Consider the following 14538-nt stretch of genomic DNA (forward strand, 5'->3'; position numbering starts at 1 on the left):
GAACGTGGCTGTGAACGCGAAGCGCCCATGCTGCGACCAACCGCGTGCCACAATAATATCCATCAATCTGACACGCATCATATTTGGGAGGAATGAGAATGGCTGTTTCGATTCATCCGGCCGTGGACAAAGGTTTCAAGCCGGCCAAGGCTGGCTTTGCAGGCGGCACGCTGCACTGCAAATGCGCCAAAGACCCGGTCGAGGTCACAATTTCAAGTCAGTCGGCATTCAATCATGTCTGCGGCTGTACCAAATGCTGGAAGCCAGCCGGCGCCCTGTTCAGCCAGATTGCCGTCGCACCGCGCGACAAGACCAACGTCACCAAGAATGCGCACAAGCTGAAGATTGTCGACGAAGGCGCTGCCTTGCATCGATATGCCTGCACCGGCTGCGGCGTGCACATGTACGCCCGCATCGAGAACAAGGACCATCCGCTTTACGGCTTCGATTTTTTCCACACCGAGCTTTCAGATCAAGATGGCTGGTCGCCACCGGAGTTCGCGGCTTTCGTGTCGTCGATCATCGAAAGTGGTGCCAATCCCGACAATATGGGGGCGATCAGATCGCGGCTCCGGGAATTAAAGCTCGAGCCTTATGATTGCCTGTCCCCGGGTCTCATGGACGTAATCGCCACCCATACCGCCAAAGCCAAGGGCGTCCTCAAATAAGTACCTCGGCGTCGCCGTACGACACGGCGACGCCAATTTCCTGGCAAGATTGCTCTAGCCATCGTCATGGAAGGGGTGCATCAATTGTAGGGGGATTAAGAGCCACACCGTAGTCGCAGCATGTTGAATCGGGAGGGGGCCATGACGTTTCAAGGCTCACGGCCGTTGAGCCGTAGTTTGAGAACCTTGTTTCTCGGATCTATCCTCTGCCTGGGTGTGGCCTGTTCGGTCGTCCCGCGCCAGGCGGAGCCACCGGGCTCGCTGGCAAAGACATCCATCACCGGCTTCTCAGATATTCGGTATTTCGTCTTTTCAGACCCCGAACCGACGCGCGTCATGCTGCGACAGGCGTTCAATGAAGAAACGTCGGAAAGTTATGAAGAGCAGCCCGACGGCAGCCGGGTCTACAGCTACCTCGCCGTATCCGGTGGCGGATCCGATGGCGCCTTTGGTGCCGGGCTTCTCAATGGTTGGACCAAGGCTGGCGGGCGGCCAAAATTCAAGGTCGTTACCGGCGTCAGTACTGGGGCACTCATTGCGCCGTTCGCCTTCCTAGGTCCCAAATATGATGAGACTTTGGAGAAGGCCTACACGACGGTCGATGCCAGCCGCGTCTTTACGATCCGGTCCTATCTTTCAATGCTTTTTGCTGAATCTCTGACCGACACGGCGCCCTTACGTGAAATGGTGGCCTCCTTCATTGATGACAAGGTCCTTGCCGATATTGCGGTGGAGCATACCAAGGGTCGCCGCTTGCTGGTGGCATCGACCAATCTCGATGCCGAAGAGCCCGTCATTTGGGACCTTGGCGCCATCGCCAGCAGCAAGAGCAAGGACAAGCTCAATCTATTCAGGTCCATACTCGTCGCGTCGGCCGCGATTCCGGCGGTATTTCCGCCGGTCATGTTCGATGTCGAGATCGATGGCAAGAAATATGACGAGATGCACGTCGATGGCGGCGTGTTTTTCCAATCCTTCTCGATCGGATCTCTGTTCGACTTGCCGACGGCAATCAAGGCAGCGCATCCCGATTATACCGGCAAGGTGGTGCAACGGCTCTATGTCATGCGCAACGGCAGAATTACACCGGACCCGAAAGAAGTACCGCGCGGCTTGCCGAACATCGCTGTGCGCGCCATCGGCTCTATGTTCAAAGTATCCGGTATCAACGACCTATGGCGGCTTTACCTGTCCACCATTCATGATGAGGTGGAGTTCCGTTTTATTGCGATACCGATCGACTATAAGGGCACGACCGAAGAGCAATTTAACAAGGACGAGATGATCAGCCAGTACAATTACGGAGAGAAGATGGCGCTCACGGGCATACCCTGGCTGACAACACCGCCCGGCTATGCGCCGAGATAAATTGATGCGTTTTCTCCGACTGGCCGGCCTCACGCTGGCCTGGGTGATCATTTTCGGTCTGTCGGCGTGGGCAATTGCCGCGCTCTACATCGACATGCCGACAAGATGGCAGATTGCGCTTGCAACGGCCTATGTGCTGGGCCTCATTGCGATACTCATATTTGCCCGGGTCCGACTGCTGCGAATGGCGCTATCGATCATTCTTTTTGTTATCGTCCTGACCTGGTGGTTGTCTCTTAAGCCATCCGATGACCGTCCCTGGCAAACGGATGTGGCTCGCACCGCCTGGGCCGAAATCAATTCCGACATCGTGACCATTCACAATGTGCGCAATTTTGATTACCGGACCGAAACTGACTACCAACCGCGCTGGGAAACGCGGACCTACGATCTGTCGCAGCTTCAGGCGGTCGACCTGTTCGTGACGTTCTGGGGATCGCCATGGATCGCGCATCCGATCCTGAGTTTTCAATTTTCCAGCGGCGACCATGTCGCCTTCTCGGTCGAGACGCGCAAGGAAATCGGCGAGGAATATTCAGCACTGCTCGGCTTCTTTCGCCAGTATGAACTGATCTACATTGTAGCAGACGAGCGCGACGTTATTCGTCTGCGCGCGAACTATCGCGTCGACGATGAGCAGGTCTATCTCTATCGCACAACGGCGGCGCCAGATGCCGCGCGGGCGGTGTTCCTGGACTATCTGCGGAGCGTGAATGCACTTCACGCGCAGCCACGGTTCTACAACGCTATAACCTCAAACTGCACGACCAATATCCGGCTGCACACAGGTGCCGCATCAACGGCATTGCCACCTTGGGATTGGCGGCTGCTGCTCAATGGCAAGGGCGACGAATTCGCCTATCAGTATGGCAAGCTGGCGGGCGATTTGCCATTCGACGAATTGAAGCAGCGCGCGCATATCAATGATGCGGCACAGGCTGCCGATCAGTCGCCGGATTTCTCGGCCCTGATCCGCATTGGCCGCCCCGGTTTTTCTGCGCCGTAAGCCGTGGCTTGGTGTGCAGATATTTGCACCTATTGCTGATCGTTGCGAGGTGCATCCGGGATTTCAATGACCAGCCCGTCATAGGCAGGTTCGACGCCCTTGGGGCAACGAGCCATGATAACGTCGTAATCGACCATATGGTTCATATGCGTCAGCACGGTGTGCTTGGGTCGTAGCATCTCGACCCAAGCCATCGCCTGGTCAAAATTTGCATGAGTCATGTGGGGCTCGAAACGCAAGCAATCCACCACAAAGAGATCAAGCCCCTCAAGCTGCTTGAGGCTCGCTTCGGGTAGTTCGACGCAATCTGTCGAATAGGCCATGTTGCCGATGCGGTAGCCCGTGGTCTTGGTGCCGAAGCCGTGCGCTTGCTCATAGGGCGTCACGTCGAGGCCGGCAATCTGGAATGCGTGATCGTGGATGAGGATCGATTCCAGGAACGGCTTGTAGAGATGACCTGACCCTTCGGTCTTTTGCGCGAAGGCATAGCCGAAACGGTGCCGCAGCGTGCCCAGCGTCTCAGCCGAGCCATAGACCGGCACCCGGTTGGCAATGGTCTTGTCCTTGCTGCGCACAAAGCGAAGATCGTCGATGCCCTGCGTGTGGTCGGCATGGTCGTGGGTATAGAGCACGGCATCGAGATGATGGATATCAGCCGCCAGGACCTGCTCGCGGAAATCCGGACTGGTGTCGCAGATGATGTTGGTGTGCTGCTGCTGCACCAGGATGGAGACGCGCCGGCGGCGATTCTTCGGGTTCTCGGGATTGCATTCGCCCCAGCCGGGGCCGATCAGCGGTACGCCACCCGAGCCACCACAGCCAAGAATCGTCACCTTCATGAAACGGCCTTTGCGAACAGCCGGTCGAAATTGGCAGTCGTCTTCTGTGCGAGGTCAGGCAGCGAGAGGCCGAGGAAGTCAGCCACGAAGCCGGCGGTGTGGCGCACGAAGGCCGGTTCGTTACGCTTGCCCCGCATCGGAATCGGCGCCAGATAGGGTGAATCCGTCTCGACCAGCAGCCGGTCGTGGGGGATCGACTTCGCCACATCGCGCAGTGCCCCTGCGCTCTTGAACGTCACGATGCCGGAGAGTGAAATATAGAAGCCCATCTCCAGCGCCGCGTCGGCCAGGTATTGCGTCGAAGTGAAGCAATGGATGACGCCAGTGAGGCCGCCTTTCTTGGCGCCCTCCTGCAGCAACCGGACGGTATCCTCATCGGCGTCACGGCTATGCACGATGATCGGCAGGCCGCTCACCCGCGAGGCTTCGATATGGGTTGCAAATACCTGCTGCTGCCGCTCGCGCGGACTCTTGTCGTAGAAGTAGTCGAGCCCCGCCTCGCCGATGCCAACCACCTTCGGATGCTTGGCAAGGTCGACCAGCTTGGCAACATCCACGTCTGGTTCCTGTTCCGCCTCATGCGGATGGATGCCGACGGTGCACCGAATATTATCATGAGCCTGTGCGATCGCCAGGACCTGATCGAACTTGGTCACACGCGTGCAGATGGTCAGCATGCGTTCGACGCCATTCTCCTTGGCACGCGCCAGGACGGCGTCCATGTCACCGCCAAAATCGTCGAAATCGAGATGGCAGTGGCTGTCGACGAGGGTGACGCTCACGATTTCGCCTCTTCCGCCTCGACATAGCGCGGGAAGATCGCGGTCGGTGCCGGCAAGGTGGTACCGCCCTTAATGCGCTTCTTGCCGCCGAGTTGCGCAAAGCTTCGCTCGTCAGCGGGGATCGCCAGGATATCGAGCAGCTTGGCCGTTGCCTCCGGCATCACCGGCTGGCTGAGAACTGCGACCTGGCGCAGCACTTCGGCGGTCACCCACAGCACCGTGCCGAAGCGTTCCGGATTACTCTTGCGCAAGGCCCAGGGCTCGTTGCCGGCAAAATAGCGGTTGGCCTCAGCAATCACTGCCCAGGTATTGGTCAGGATCTGGTGAAGTGCAAAATCCTCCATGCTGGTGCGCGCCTTTGCCAGGAGTGCGTCGACTTCAGCCAGCATCGCCTTGTCACCATCATCGAGTGGCCCCGGTTCCGGCAGCTTGCCGTCGAGATTCTTGGCGATCATCGACAGCGAACGCTGGGCGAGATTGCCAAGATCATTGGCAAGATCGGCGTTCATGCGCTGCACGATCGCTTCCGGGCTGTAGCTGCCGTCCTGGCCAAAGGGTACCTCGCGCAGGAAGAAATAGCGCATGGCATCGATGCCATAGACCTTGGCGAGGTTGAAGGGGTCGATGACGTTGCCGACCGACTTCGACATCTTCTCGCCCTTGTTGAACAGGAATCCATGGCAGAAGACGCGACCCGGCAACGGCAGGCCGGCCGACATGAGAAAGGCAGGCCAGTAAACCGTGTGGAAGCGCACGATATCCTTGCCGATGATGTGCACGTTGGCCGGCCAATATTTGGCACGGGGCGCATTTGCATCCGGCCATCCGGTGGCGGTCACATAGTTGGTCAGCGCGTCAACCCAGACATACATGATGTGCTTGAGGTTGCCCGGCACCGGGATGCCCCAATCGAAGGTGGTGCGGCTGATGGAGAGATCCTTCAAGCCGCCTTTTACGAAGCTCATTACTTCGTTGCGACGCGCATCCGGACCGATAAAGTTGGGAATACTCTCATAAAGATCGATGAGTTTCTGCTGGTAGTTGGAGAGGCGGAAGAAATAGCTCTCCTCCTCCACCCATTCGACAGGCGTGCCAGTGGGTGCCAGGCGCTTGCCATCTGCGTTCTGCGTCAGTTCGCTTTCGTCGTAATAGGCTTCGTCGCGGACCGAATACCAGCCGGCATATTTATCGAGATAGATGTCGCCGGCAGCTTCCATCTTTTGCCAGAGCGCAGCACAGGTCTTGTAGTGCCGCGCCTCGCTGGTGCGGATGTAATCGTCGTTCGACGAATTGAGAGCCGGTCCCATTTCGCGAAAGCGTGCCGTGTTGCGATCCGCCAATTCCTTGGGTGTGACCCCTTCGCGCTCGGCCGTCTGCTGCATTTTCTGCCCGTGCTCGTCGGAGCCGGTCAGGAACAGCACGTCGCGGCCATCCAAGCGCATGAAACGCGCAATCGCATCCGTCGCGATCAGCTCATAACCATGGCCGATATGCGGGGCGCCATTGGGGTAGGCAATGGCCGTGGTGATGTAGAAGCGCTCAGCGCTGGACATGCTCAAAAAACTCCAAGGAATGGATCGCCGCCAACATTGACACGGGGTGCAAAATTGGCGCGGGAACTACCGGCCTGGTGCGGCTAGGACCAGCCAGGCGGTCGCCCATGCCTGCTTGCGGTCGAGATTGGCGCTGGCGACCCTGGCAAACAATCGGCTGATCTTTTCCCATGATTGCAGCCAGTGATCAAGGCTGGCGGCCCCTTGCAGGCGGTTCATCAGGTTGGATTCACCCGGAAAAACCTCAGCAATCTGAAGGTCTTGGGTGGCTGACCAGCGAATGAAGCGGGAAAGCCACCAGTCCAGCAGGGTGACAGCGATCTCGAAATTGCCCTCGCCGCCCTTCCCCGCCAGCTTGTCGCCGACCTTATGAAGAATATTAGGGTCGTAATTCGGCCAGGAGCCGAGGAGCTGGGCGATGAACTGAAAAAGGTCGAGCCCACCACTGTCGCTGCCAAATTCCAGCGCCCGCCCGAGCGAGCCTTCGGCCAAGGAGGTGCAAAGCGCCAGTTCGCCGCTACCAAGATCGACGCCGTGCCGCTTCATCTCGGCGACGATGGTAGCTGGCGGCAACGGCTCCAGCGCCAGCTTGCGGCAGCGCGAGCGGATGGTTGGCAGCAGCCTGCCCGGCGCATGCGAGATCAGCAGGATGACCGTGCGCGGTCGCGGCTCTTCCAGGATTTTCAGGAGCGCGTTGGCAGCATTGCGGTTGAGCTCGTCGGCAGCGTCCACGACCAGCACGCGCCAATCGGACTCGCCTGGCGTCATATGCAGGAATTCGATCGCCCCGCGGACCTCGTCGATGGTGATTTCGGCGCGCAGCTTGCCGGTCTTTTCGTTCACGCTGCGGCGAAGAACGCGCAGGTCCGAATGCGAAAGCTCCCGGACCCGCCTGAAGATGGGGTGGTCGACCGGGATATCCAGGCTGGTGAGTTCGGGGACCGGGGCTGGCGCCGCTGGCGCATCACCGAACAGGCTGATCCCCTCAGGTTCGGCAGCGGCTGGAGCCACCAGGCCATGGCTCAGCAGGAAACGCGCCATGCGGAAGGCCAGGGTCGCCTTGCCGATACCGCGCGGGCCGGTGATCAGCCAGGCATGGGGCATACGGCCCGATTGGTAAGCGCGCAGGAATGATACCTCCGCCGCATCATGGCCGATGAGATGGGCGGTCGCTTCTGGCGCTGGAAAAGCTGCAGGATCTGTCATCGTTCAGAGGCTGACGCCGAAGCGCGCCTTGATCAAGCCGGATATCTCGGCCGCAATGCTGGCGCGGTCGCGGGCGGCGTTGATGATGCGGCAGCGATCCGGATCGGCCGCAGCCAACTGGCGAAAACCCTCGGCCAGGCGGCGGTGAAACTCGACACCCATGCGCTCATAGCGCTGCTCAGCTTCCGCGCGGGCCAAGCCATGCTCGACCGGCAGATCGAGCATGATCGTGAGACCCGGTTCCGTTGCGCCGACGATATGGCGCCGCAGGGTCCATAGCCAATCGAGATCGAGGCCCTGCCCGTAGCCCTGATAGGCCAACGTACTGTCTGCAAAGCGGTCGCACAGCACCCATTTGCCGGCAGCCAAGGCGGGCCGGATGACATGGGCGAGATGTTCGGCGCGGGCGGCAAAATGCAGCAATGCTTCACTTTCCGCCTGCCAGCGCCCAACACCGCCTTCGACCAGCAGCGCACGGATCTCCTCCGCCCCCTTGGTGCCACCGGGCTCGCGGGTCAGTTCGACCAGTTCGCCGGCCTGCCTGAGAACATCGGCCAGGAGCCGGATCTGGGTCGATTTTCCAGCGCCTTCGCCACCTTCAAACGTGATGAAGCGCAGCGGGGCTGCTGCCATGGCGGCTCAGTTCGACCCGAAGACGAAATGCTGCATGGCCGCGGCGATCCGGCCGCCGAAGCTGAGATCGCCGACGTCCTTGGCCGCCACGAGCTTGGCATGGGCCTGTGGCATGCCGGGGATATCGATCACCAACTCACCGATTTCCTGCCCTTTGGCGACTGGCGCTGCGATCGGGCCATTATAGACCGCCTTAGCGACGATTTTTTGCCGTTCCGAGCGCGGCAACGTGACCAGCAGATCGGATTCCACGGTCAGCGGCACGGTCTTCTCGGCGCCCATCCAGACCTCGGCTTCACCCAGCACGGTGCCCGGCGTCGCGATCGTGTAATTGCCGAACTCGCGGAAGGCCCAGTCGAGCAAACCGCCGGCTTCATCAGCACGTTCCTGCATGCCGTTGAGACCATGGACCACCATGATGATGCGGCGGCCATCGCGGATCGCCGAGGCGGTCAGGCCGAACCCGGCCTCTTCGGTATGGCCGGTCTTCAGCCCGTCAACACCCGAGCCGGTGCGATAGAGCAGCGGATTGCGGTTGCCCTGCTTGATGCCGTGCCAGACGAATTCATGCTCCGAGAAATATCGGTAATATTCGGGGAAATCATCCATCAGGCGCCGTGCCAGGGTGGCAAGATCCTTGGCGGTCATCAGATGGTTGGGGTCCGGGAGACCCGAGGCATTGACGAAATTGCTGTCAGTAAGGCCGATTTCCTTGGCCTTCTTGTTCATGCGCTCGGCAAAGGCCTCTTCAGAACCGGCAAGGCCCTCGGCCACGACCACGCAGGCGTCGTTACCCGACTGGATGATGATACCGCGCAGCAAATCCTCGACCTTGATCGAGGAATTGATCTCGACAAACATCTTTGAGCCCTGGGTCGACCAGGCTTTTTCGCTGACATGGAACGTGTCGGTCATCTTGACGTCGCCGCGCTTCAGCGCATCGAACAACATATAGATGGTCATCAGCTTGCTCATCGACGCCGGATGCAGCCGCTCCTCGGCCATCTTGTCGAACAGCACGGCCCCGGTCTGGTAATCGATGATGTAGGCATGCGCGGCATTGGTCGTGAGCGCCTCCGCCTGGGCCCCGCGGACGCCCAGTCCGGCGGTAGCAATGGCAAGACCGGCAGCGGCAATCACCGCGGCCATCATAAACTTCACCTGTCGACGCATATCCCGACCTCAGAATTCTTCATTGTATTCGCGCTGTTACGCGCTCGATATTGGAGTCGCGTGCCGCCGGCGCATCGGGCGGCAAATTGATCCTCAGACCCGGGGACGTCAAGCAACATCCAGCTCAATTGACGGCAATCCGGGCATCCGGATGACCGGTATCAATCAGTTTCTGAAGCAACTTGTCCGCTTCCTCGACTGAGGCGATCGGACCCAGCTGGACCCGGTAGAAGCGCTGCTGGTTGAGCATGAACTGGGTGATCCGGGTCTGCCCCAGGCTGCTCAGCTTCATTTGCAATTGCTGCGCATTCGCTTGGCGCAGAAAGGCGCCAGCCTGGATGAAAATGTTGGAGGCCTTGACCGGCACGACCGAAACCTGCCCGGTCACCTGCGGCGTCTGCAGGCTGCCGATGGCCGTCTGCGCAGCCGGCTTGACGGGGGCCGAGGGCGTTGCGGGAGCCGATGTCGCACCACCGCCCGGCGGCAGGGCCTGAGCCGTCACGGTGCCGGCCGGTGCAGCCGCCGGTGCCGGGCTGAAGGCATCACCGCCCTTTGACGAGGCCTTGGCAGCCAGCAGCATGCTCTCATCTTTCATGATCTCGACCCGGACCTTGGCGGTTCCGGTCTGCTCGAAGCCCAGCAACTGGGCACCGCGCCGCGACATGTCGATGATGCGATTGTTGACGAAGGGACCGCGATCGTTGATGCGCACCACGATCGAGCGGCCGTTTTCCAGATTGGTGACCCGCACCAGGGAGGGCATCGGCAGCGTCTTGTGGGCGGCGGTCAGGTCGTTTTCGTCATAAGTCTCGCCATTGGCGGTCGCCTGGGTGTGAAAACCCGGCCCATACCAGGAGGCGATCCCGGTCTCGTTGTAATTGTAATCGGCCTGGGGATAGTACCAGACACCCTTGACCTGGTAGGGCTTGCCGACCTTGTACGGTCCGGAAACGTCAGCGTCCTTGCGGGTCACAACCTTGGTCGTTTCGACCGCCAGATTGGTCTCGGCACAGGCCGTGATCAGGGTCAGCAGGCCCAAAACGGTCAAAAGACGTGAAAACCGACGAAACCGCTGCATCTGGACCGCCTGGACCCCTGAATCATCTAGATATTGTGGAGATTTGTGGGCCACAAGCTATCGGTCCAGGCTGTTTTAGGCAAGAACGTAAAGTGATTCCCTCAATCAAATCCAGGCGAGCCCGCTTGATTTAACAGGCGCCCCCCTTTATGCAGCGGGCTCCCGCCTCGAAAGATCGGGTCCGGAAGGGTGGCCGAGTGGTTTAAGGCTCCAGTCTTGAAAACTGGCGTGGGTGTAAGCTCACCGTGGGTTCGAATCCCACTCCTTCCGCCATCCTCCCCAATCGCAGCGCGGTTCAGCTTTCGAAATAGCGCGGGCGGTCGAGATCGGGAATGAGGCTTGGCTGCTTCGGTTGCCACCCCAGCAGTTCCCGCGTTTGCTGACTTGAGCTCGGGCAGTCGAGGGCTGCGAAATGGGCGAACCAGCCGAAATGGTTGGCTGCTTCCTCCGGCGCTTTGGCAACGACCGGCACATTCAAGCGCCGGCCGATCACGCCCGCGATATCCCGGAACGGCACGCCCTCCTCTGCAACCCCGTGGTATCGGGCTGCCGATCCTTTCTCCAGCACGAGCCTGTAAAGATGAGCGGCATCGAGCCGATGCACCGCGGGCCAGAGGTTGCGCCCGTCGCCTATATAGGCTGAAACGCCCTTCTCGCGCGCAAAGCCAATCAGCATCGGAACGAAGCCATGATCGCCGTCGCCGTGGACCGATGGCGGCAGGCGTACGACCGACACGCATCCGCCACGCCCCGCCACTGAAGCCGCGGCTTCTTCCGACGCTATGCGCGGAATCGAGGTCGCACTGGAAGCGGGCACATCGTCTTCGACCGCGAGACGCCCCAACGTCAGGAGCCCGGTCCCGGAGGTGACGATCAAGCGGCGTTTGGAGCCGGCGAGCGTGGCACCGAGAGTCTCGATTGCGCGCCTATCTGTCTCACAGCTTGCCTTGAACCTAGAGAAATCGTGGATGAAGCCCGTGTGAATGACGCCATCCGACATGGCAGCCCCGCTCTGCAGGCTTTCCAAATCTTCAAGATCACCACGGTGCGCCTTGGCGCCCGCCGCGATAAGAGACTTGGCGGCCATTTCAGAGCGCGCAAGACCGACCACCTCATGGCCCGCGTCAATAAGCTCCCGAACAATGGCAGAACCGATAAACCCCGTTGCACCAGTAACGAAGACGCGCATCACGACTTCTCCCTTGACGACCACGACCGCATTCGTGGGCCTGCTGCTATCGTGATAGGCGATTGGGAAAATACGATCTATGCTTTGCAGTCTGTATTTTCTTTGCAATCGTCCGGGATGGCTCATGGATCCGCTCTCTGATGTGCTGTCATTGCTGAAACCGCGCAGTCATATGTCTGCTGGCTTTGATGCTGCTGGGCCGTGGTCAATCCAATTCCCCGGCCAGCCGGAAAGCATCAAATGCGGTGCCGTTGTTTCTGGCTGCTGCTGGCTATCCGTAGAGGGTGTTTCCGAGGCCGTACGCTTGGAGACGGGAGACTGCTTCCTGTTGCCGAGCGGGCGACCTTTCCGCCTGGCAAGCGACATGAGCTTGACGCCCGTCGCCGCCACGACAATTTTCTCGGCGGCACGGGATGGCGGCATCGTTTCGCACAATGGCGGCGGCGATTTCTTTCTTGTCAGCAGTCGATTTGCCCTGACCGGCAATCACGCCGGCATCCTGCTGCGAATGCTGCCGCTCATCGTGCACATCAGGAAAGAAGCAGACCAGGCGGCGCTGCGCTGGTCCGTGGAGCGGATGATGCAGGAACTGCGCGACCGGCAGCCCGGCGCCTTTCTGGTCATACAACATCTCGCACATATGATGCTGGTTCAGGCCCTGCGGCTACATCTGGCAGAAGGGCCGCGAGGTGGCGTCGGATGGCTCTTCGCCCTGGCAGATAAGCAGATGGGCGCAGCCATCAACGCCATGCATGACGACCCGGCGCATCGCTGGACATTGCAGGAGCTGGCGGCGCGTGCCGGCATGTCGCGGTCGACCTTTGCTCTGAATTTCAAAGAGACGGTTGGGGCCTCGCCCATGGAATATCTAACAGGCTGGCGAATGCTGCTGGCTGGGGACAGGCTCACGAATACCGGTGATCCGATTTCCGTCATTTCCTTGTCACTCGGCTACGAATCTGAAAGCGCCTTTAGCACGGCTTTCAAGAGAGTCATGGGCTGTTCGCCACGGCAATACAGCCGTGGCCGCATGCCGGTTTCCATTTCACACGGCCCGGGGGAACCCACCCGCGCCAGCCGGCTCGAACCTAGCGCAGGTTGATGGGCCGCGTTGGCGGCTTCAGCTAAGGCCTCCCATGCGACGGGATGTCCGACGGCCTATTAGCTATTTACAAACCGTCTGGTCGGCTTTTATATTGTGGCAGCGCCGCGGACATTCTGCTTCCCGAGCGACTCCTCACCTGAAGGGAAACAATGTGTCCAAACGGCGCCTCCGCATCACCGTCCTCGATCTCGTCAGCAAGGGTCCGGCAAAGCGCGCTTTTCAACGGATCATGAATGCCAATCTCGCCAGCATCATGCCTCAAGCCATTGCGGCCTGGTGTGAAGAGCTCGGTCATGACGTGCGCTATGTTTGCTATACCGGCTTCGAGGACATCACTGGGGAACTGACCGACCCCTGCGACGTGCTCTTCGTCGGCGCTTTCAGTCGCTCTGCACAAACTGCTTATGCGATCAGCAACCTCTATCGTCAACGCGGTACCGTGACGGTGCTTGGTGGGCCGCACGCCCGCTGCTATCCGGAAGACGCGGCGCGGTACTTCGATTATGTCCTCGGCTTCACCGACAAGACGATGATTGATGACGTGTTGCATGATCTCGCACCGCATCATCGGGAAGGTCTTTGTCTCAGCGCCGACCGCCAACCGACCGAACTTCCGCCTCTGGCGCAGCGCTGGAAATTCGTCGCTTCCACACTGGCCAAGGCACCGTTCGTGAAATTCGTGCCAATGATCGGCAGCATGGGATGCCCCTATACCTGTAGCTTCTGCATCGATTCCACCGTCGACTACCAGCCGCTATCCTTCGAAGGGATCCGCAGCGACCTGCGATTTCTGCGACAGAAGATCCGGCGGCCGATCGTCGCTTGGCACGATCCGAATTTTGGCGTCCGCTTCAATGATTATATGACGGCAATCGAGGATGTGGTGCCAGCCGGCAGCATGCGCTTCGTGGCCGAAAGCAGCCTTTCGATCTTGTCGGAGCCGCACCTGAAGCGCATGCAACGGAACGGCTTCGTCGGCATTTTGCCGGGGATCGAATCCTGGCACGCGCTGGGCAACAAATCGAAGACCGGCACGGCCATCGGTCTCGACAAGGTCCGCCAAGTTGCAGACCACATCAACACGATCCTGCGATACATCCCCTATGTTCAGACCAATTTCGTGCTCGGGCTCGACTGCGACGAGGGGGATGGACCTTTCGAGTTGACCAAGCACTTCATTGATCTGGCACCTGGCGCGTATCCGGCCTTCTCCCTGCTGACCGCCTACGGTGCAGCGGCGCCACTCAATCTCGATCTTCAGCGCGCCGGCCGCGTCCTGCCCTTCCCCTTTCATTTCCTCGACGGCAATCATGCCATGAACGTGAGACCGCTCAACTATGGTTGGGAGGCGTTCTATGCCCGCGCCGAGGATTTGACACGCTATGCCTACGCACCAGCACGCCGACTGCGGCGTTTCGCTGCCAACGATGGTTGGGCGACCAAGGCGATGAACTTCATTCGAGCCTCATCCTCAGGGCGGGCCAAGTTCCAAGGAAAGGTCCGGACATTGCTGTGGGAGGATGACCAGGTCCGCCGTTTCTTCGCCGGCAGTACCGAAAGGCTGCCGGACTTTTACCGCAACCGGATCCGGCGCCAACTCGGGCCACTTTGGGACGCTTTGCCCGATGGTGCCCTGATGCATGACCAGAATGCCTATCTTAAGCGCCAGGGCTCCAACATGAGGTCGCTGGCAGCTGCCGTTTAGACCTGTCATTGACGATCTATTAGGTGGTGTAACGTTACCTGAGCAGTGTCATCCAAGTTTTTGATTTCGGCGCGTTTCTGCCGATCAATCGACGATGCCTCACCAACGCGTGGATTTTCCTGCATATGCCGCCAAACAAGGGCTGGGCCGCCATTGGCTGACGGGCGGCCAGTTGCTAAGCTGGTGCCAAGCACAACCTCAACAGGTGAGACGCTTTCATGGCTTGGACCACC

Annotated in this window: 13 protein-coding genes and 1 tRNA gene; 6 read left to right on the forward strand and 8 right to left on the reverse strand. The window is 59.8% G+C overall.

The window, feature by feature from the left end:
- Positions 1–98 precede the first annotated feature (98 nt).
- From gfa to AC1DWZ_RS14340, 3 genes are all read left to right on the forward strand, one after another.
- Complete coding sequence (gfa, locus tag AC1DWZ_RS14330) at positions 99–668, forward strand: S-(hydroxymethyl)glutathione synthase (protein ID WP_477169592.1); 570 nt, start codon at positions 99–101, stop codon at positions 666–668.
- A gap of 186 nt (positions 669–854) precedes the next feature.
- Complete coding sequence (locus tag AC1DWZ_RS14335; RefSeq protein ID WP_477169593.1) at positions 855–2036, forward strand: patatin-like phospholipase family protein; 1182 nt, start codon at positions 855–857, stop codon at positions 2034–2036.
- Between the two features lie 4 nt (positions 2037–2040).
- Entirely contained in the window at positions 2041–3042 is a 1002-nt protein-coding gene (locus tag AC1DWZ_RS14340) for an Lnb N-terminal periplasmic domain-containing protein (RefSeq protein WP_477169594.1), read from the forward strand.
- A 29-nt stretch (positions 3043–3071) separates the two neighbouring features.
- Here AC1DWZ_RS14340 and AC1DWZ_RS14345 read toward each other — a convergent pair whose 3' ends face one another.
- The 7 genes from AC1DWZ_RS14345 to AC1DWZ_RS14375 form a co-directional block, all read right to left on the reverse strand.
- Positions 3072–3881, reverse strand: a complete 810-nt coding sequence (locus AC1DWZ_RS14345) for an MBL fold metallo-hydrolase (RefSeq protein WP_477169595.1) — start codon at positions 3879–3881, stop codon at positions 3072–3074.
- Positions 3878–4663, reverse strand: a complete 786-nt coding sequence (locus AC1DWZ_RS14350; RefSeq protein WP_477169596.1) for a TatD family hydrolase — start codon at positions 4661–4663, stop codon at positions 3878–3880. Before AC1DWZ_RS14350 ends, AC1DWZ_RS14345 begins: the two co-directional genes overlap by 4 nt.
- Positions 4660–6216, reverse strand: coding sequence for a methionine--tRNA ligase (metG, locus tag AC1DWZ_RS14355; RefSeq protein ID WP_477169597.1), 1557 nt, complete (start codon positions 6214–6216; stop codon positions 4660–4662). Before metG ends, AC1DWZ_RS14350 begins: the two co-directional genes overlap by 4 nt.
- Positions 6217–6282: 66 nt before the next feature.
- On the reverse strand, positions 6283–7422 hold the full coding sequence (locus tag AC1DWZ_RS14360) for a DNA polymerase III subunit delta' (protein ID WP_477169598.1): 1140 nt from the start codon (positions 7420–7422) through the stop codon (positions 6283–6285).
- Between the two features lie 3 nt (positions 7423–7425).
- Complete coding sequence (gene tmk / locus AC1DWZ_RS14365) at positions 7426–8055, reverse strand: dTMP kinase (RefSeq protein ID WP_477169599.1); 630 nt, start codon at positions 8053–8055, stop codon at positions 7426–7428.
- Between the two features lie 6 nt (positions 8056–8061).
- A complete protein-coding gene (locus AC1DWZ_RS14370) occupies positions 8062–9207 on the reverse strand; it encodes a D-alanyl-D-alanine carboxypeptidase family protein (protein ID WP_477169790.1) in 1146 nt (381 codons plus the stop codon).
- A 145-nt stretch (positions 9208–9352) separates the two neighbouring features.
- Positions 9353–10306 carry a septal ring lytic transglycosylase RlpA family protein gene (locus AC1DWZ_RS14375; RefSeq protein WP_477169600.1) on the reverse strand — a complete coding sequence of 318 codons (954 nt, stop codon included), beginning with the start codon at positions 10304–10306 and terminating at the stop codon, positions 9353–9355.
- Positions 10307–10489: 183 nt separating this feature from the next.
- Here AC1DWZ_RS14375 and AC1DWZ_RS14380 point away from each other — a divergent pair.
- Positions 10490–10579, forward strand: a tRNA-Ser gene (locus AC1DWZ_RS14380).
- 22 nt (positions 10580–10601) lie between these two features.
- Here the strand turns inward: AC1DWZ_RS14380 and AC1DWZ_RS14385 are convergent.
- Positions 10602–11495 carry an SDR family oxidoreductase gene (locus AC1DWZ_RS14385; RefSeq protein ID WP_477169601.1) on the reverse strand — a complete coding sequence of 298 codons (894 nt, stop codon included), beginning with the start codon at positions 11493–11495 and terminating at the stop codon, positions 10602–10604.
- 124 nt (positions 11496–11619) lie between these two features.
- Between AC1DWZ_RS14385 and AC1DWZ_RS14390 the strand changes: the two genes are divergently transcribed.
- Both AC1DWZ_RS14390 and AC1DWZ_RS14395 read left to right on the forward strand, forming a co-directional pair.
- Complete coding sequence (locus tag AC1DWZ_RS14390) at positions 11620–12597, forward strand: AraC family transcriptional regulator (RefSeq protein ID WP_477169602.1); 978 nt, start codon at positions 11620–11622, stop codon at positions 12595–12597.
- A gap of 154 nt (positions 12598–12751) precedes the next feature.
- Positions 12752–14305: a B12-binding domain-containing radical SAM protein gene (locus AC1DWZ_RS14395; RefSeq protein ID WP_477169603.1), complete on the forward strand. Its 1554-nt coding sequence runs from the start codon at positions 12752–12754 to the stop codon at positions 14303–14305.
- Positions 14306–14538 lie beyond the last annotated feature (233 nt).

Source organism: Dongia sp. P2_B8, from assembly GCF_056404715.1.

What these genes read in the sequence shown, in the direction of transcription:
- gfa (WP_477169592.1), top strand. Translation starts at nt 99, where the DNA reads ATGGCTGTTTCGATTCATCCGGCCGTGGACAAAGGTTTCAAGCCGGCC.
- AC1DWZ_RS14340 (WP_477169594.1), top strand. Translation starts at nt 2,041, where the DNA reads ATGCGTTTTCTCCGACTGGCCGGCCTCACGCTGGCCTGGGTGATCATT.
- AC1DWZ_RS14345 (WP_477169595.1), bottom strand. Translation starts at nt 3,881, where the DNA reads ATGAAGGTGACGATTCTTGGCTGTGGTGGCTCGGGTGGCGTACCGCTG.
- metG (WP_477169597.1), bottom strand. Translation starts at nt 6,216, where the DNA reads ATGTCCAGCGCTGAGCGCTTCTACATCACCACGGCCATTGCCTACCCC.
- AC1DWZ_RS14360 (WP_477169598.1), bottom strand. Translation starts at nt 7,422, where the DNA reads ATGACAGATCCTGCAGCTTTTCCAGCGCCAGAAGCGACCGCCCATCTC.
- tmk (WP_477169599.1), bottom strand. Translation starts at nt 8,055, where the DNA reads ATGGCAGCAGCCCCGCTGCGCTTCATCACGTTTGAAGGTGGCGAAGGC.
- AC1DWZ_RS14370 (WP_477169790.1), bottom strand. Translation starts at nt 9,207, where the DNA reads ATGATGGCCGCGGTGATTGCCGCTGCCGGTCTTGCCATTGCTACCGCC.
- AC1DWZ_RS14375 (WP_477169600.1), bottom strand. Translation starts at nt 10,306, where the DNA reads ATGCAGCGGTTTCGTCGGTTTTCACGTCTTTTGACCGTTTTGGGCCTG.
- AC1DWZ_RS14385 (WP_477169601.1), bottom strand. Translation starts at nt 11,495, where the DNA reads ATGCGCGTCTTCGTTACTGGTGCAACGGGGTTTATCGGTTCTGCCATT.
- AC1DWZ_RS14390 (WP_477169602.1), top strand. Translation starts at nt 11,620, where the DNA reads ATGGATCCGCTCTCTGATGTGCTGTCATTGCTGAAACCGCGCAGTCAT.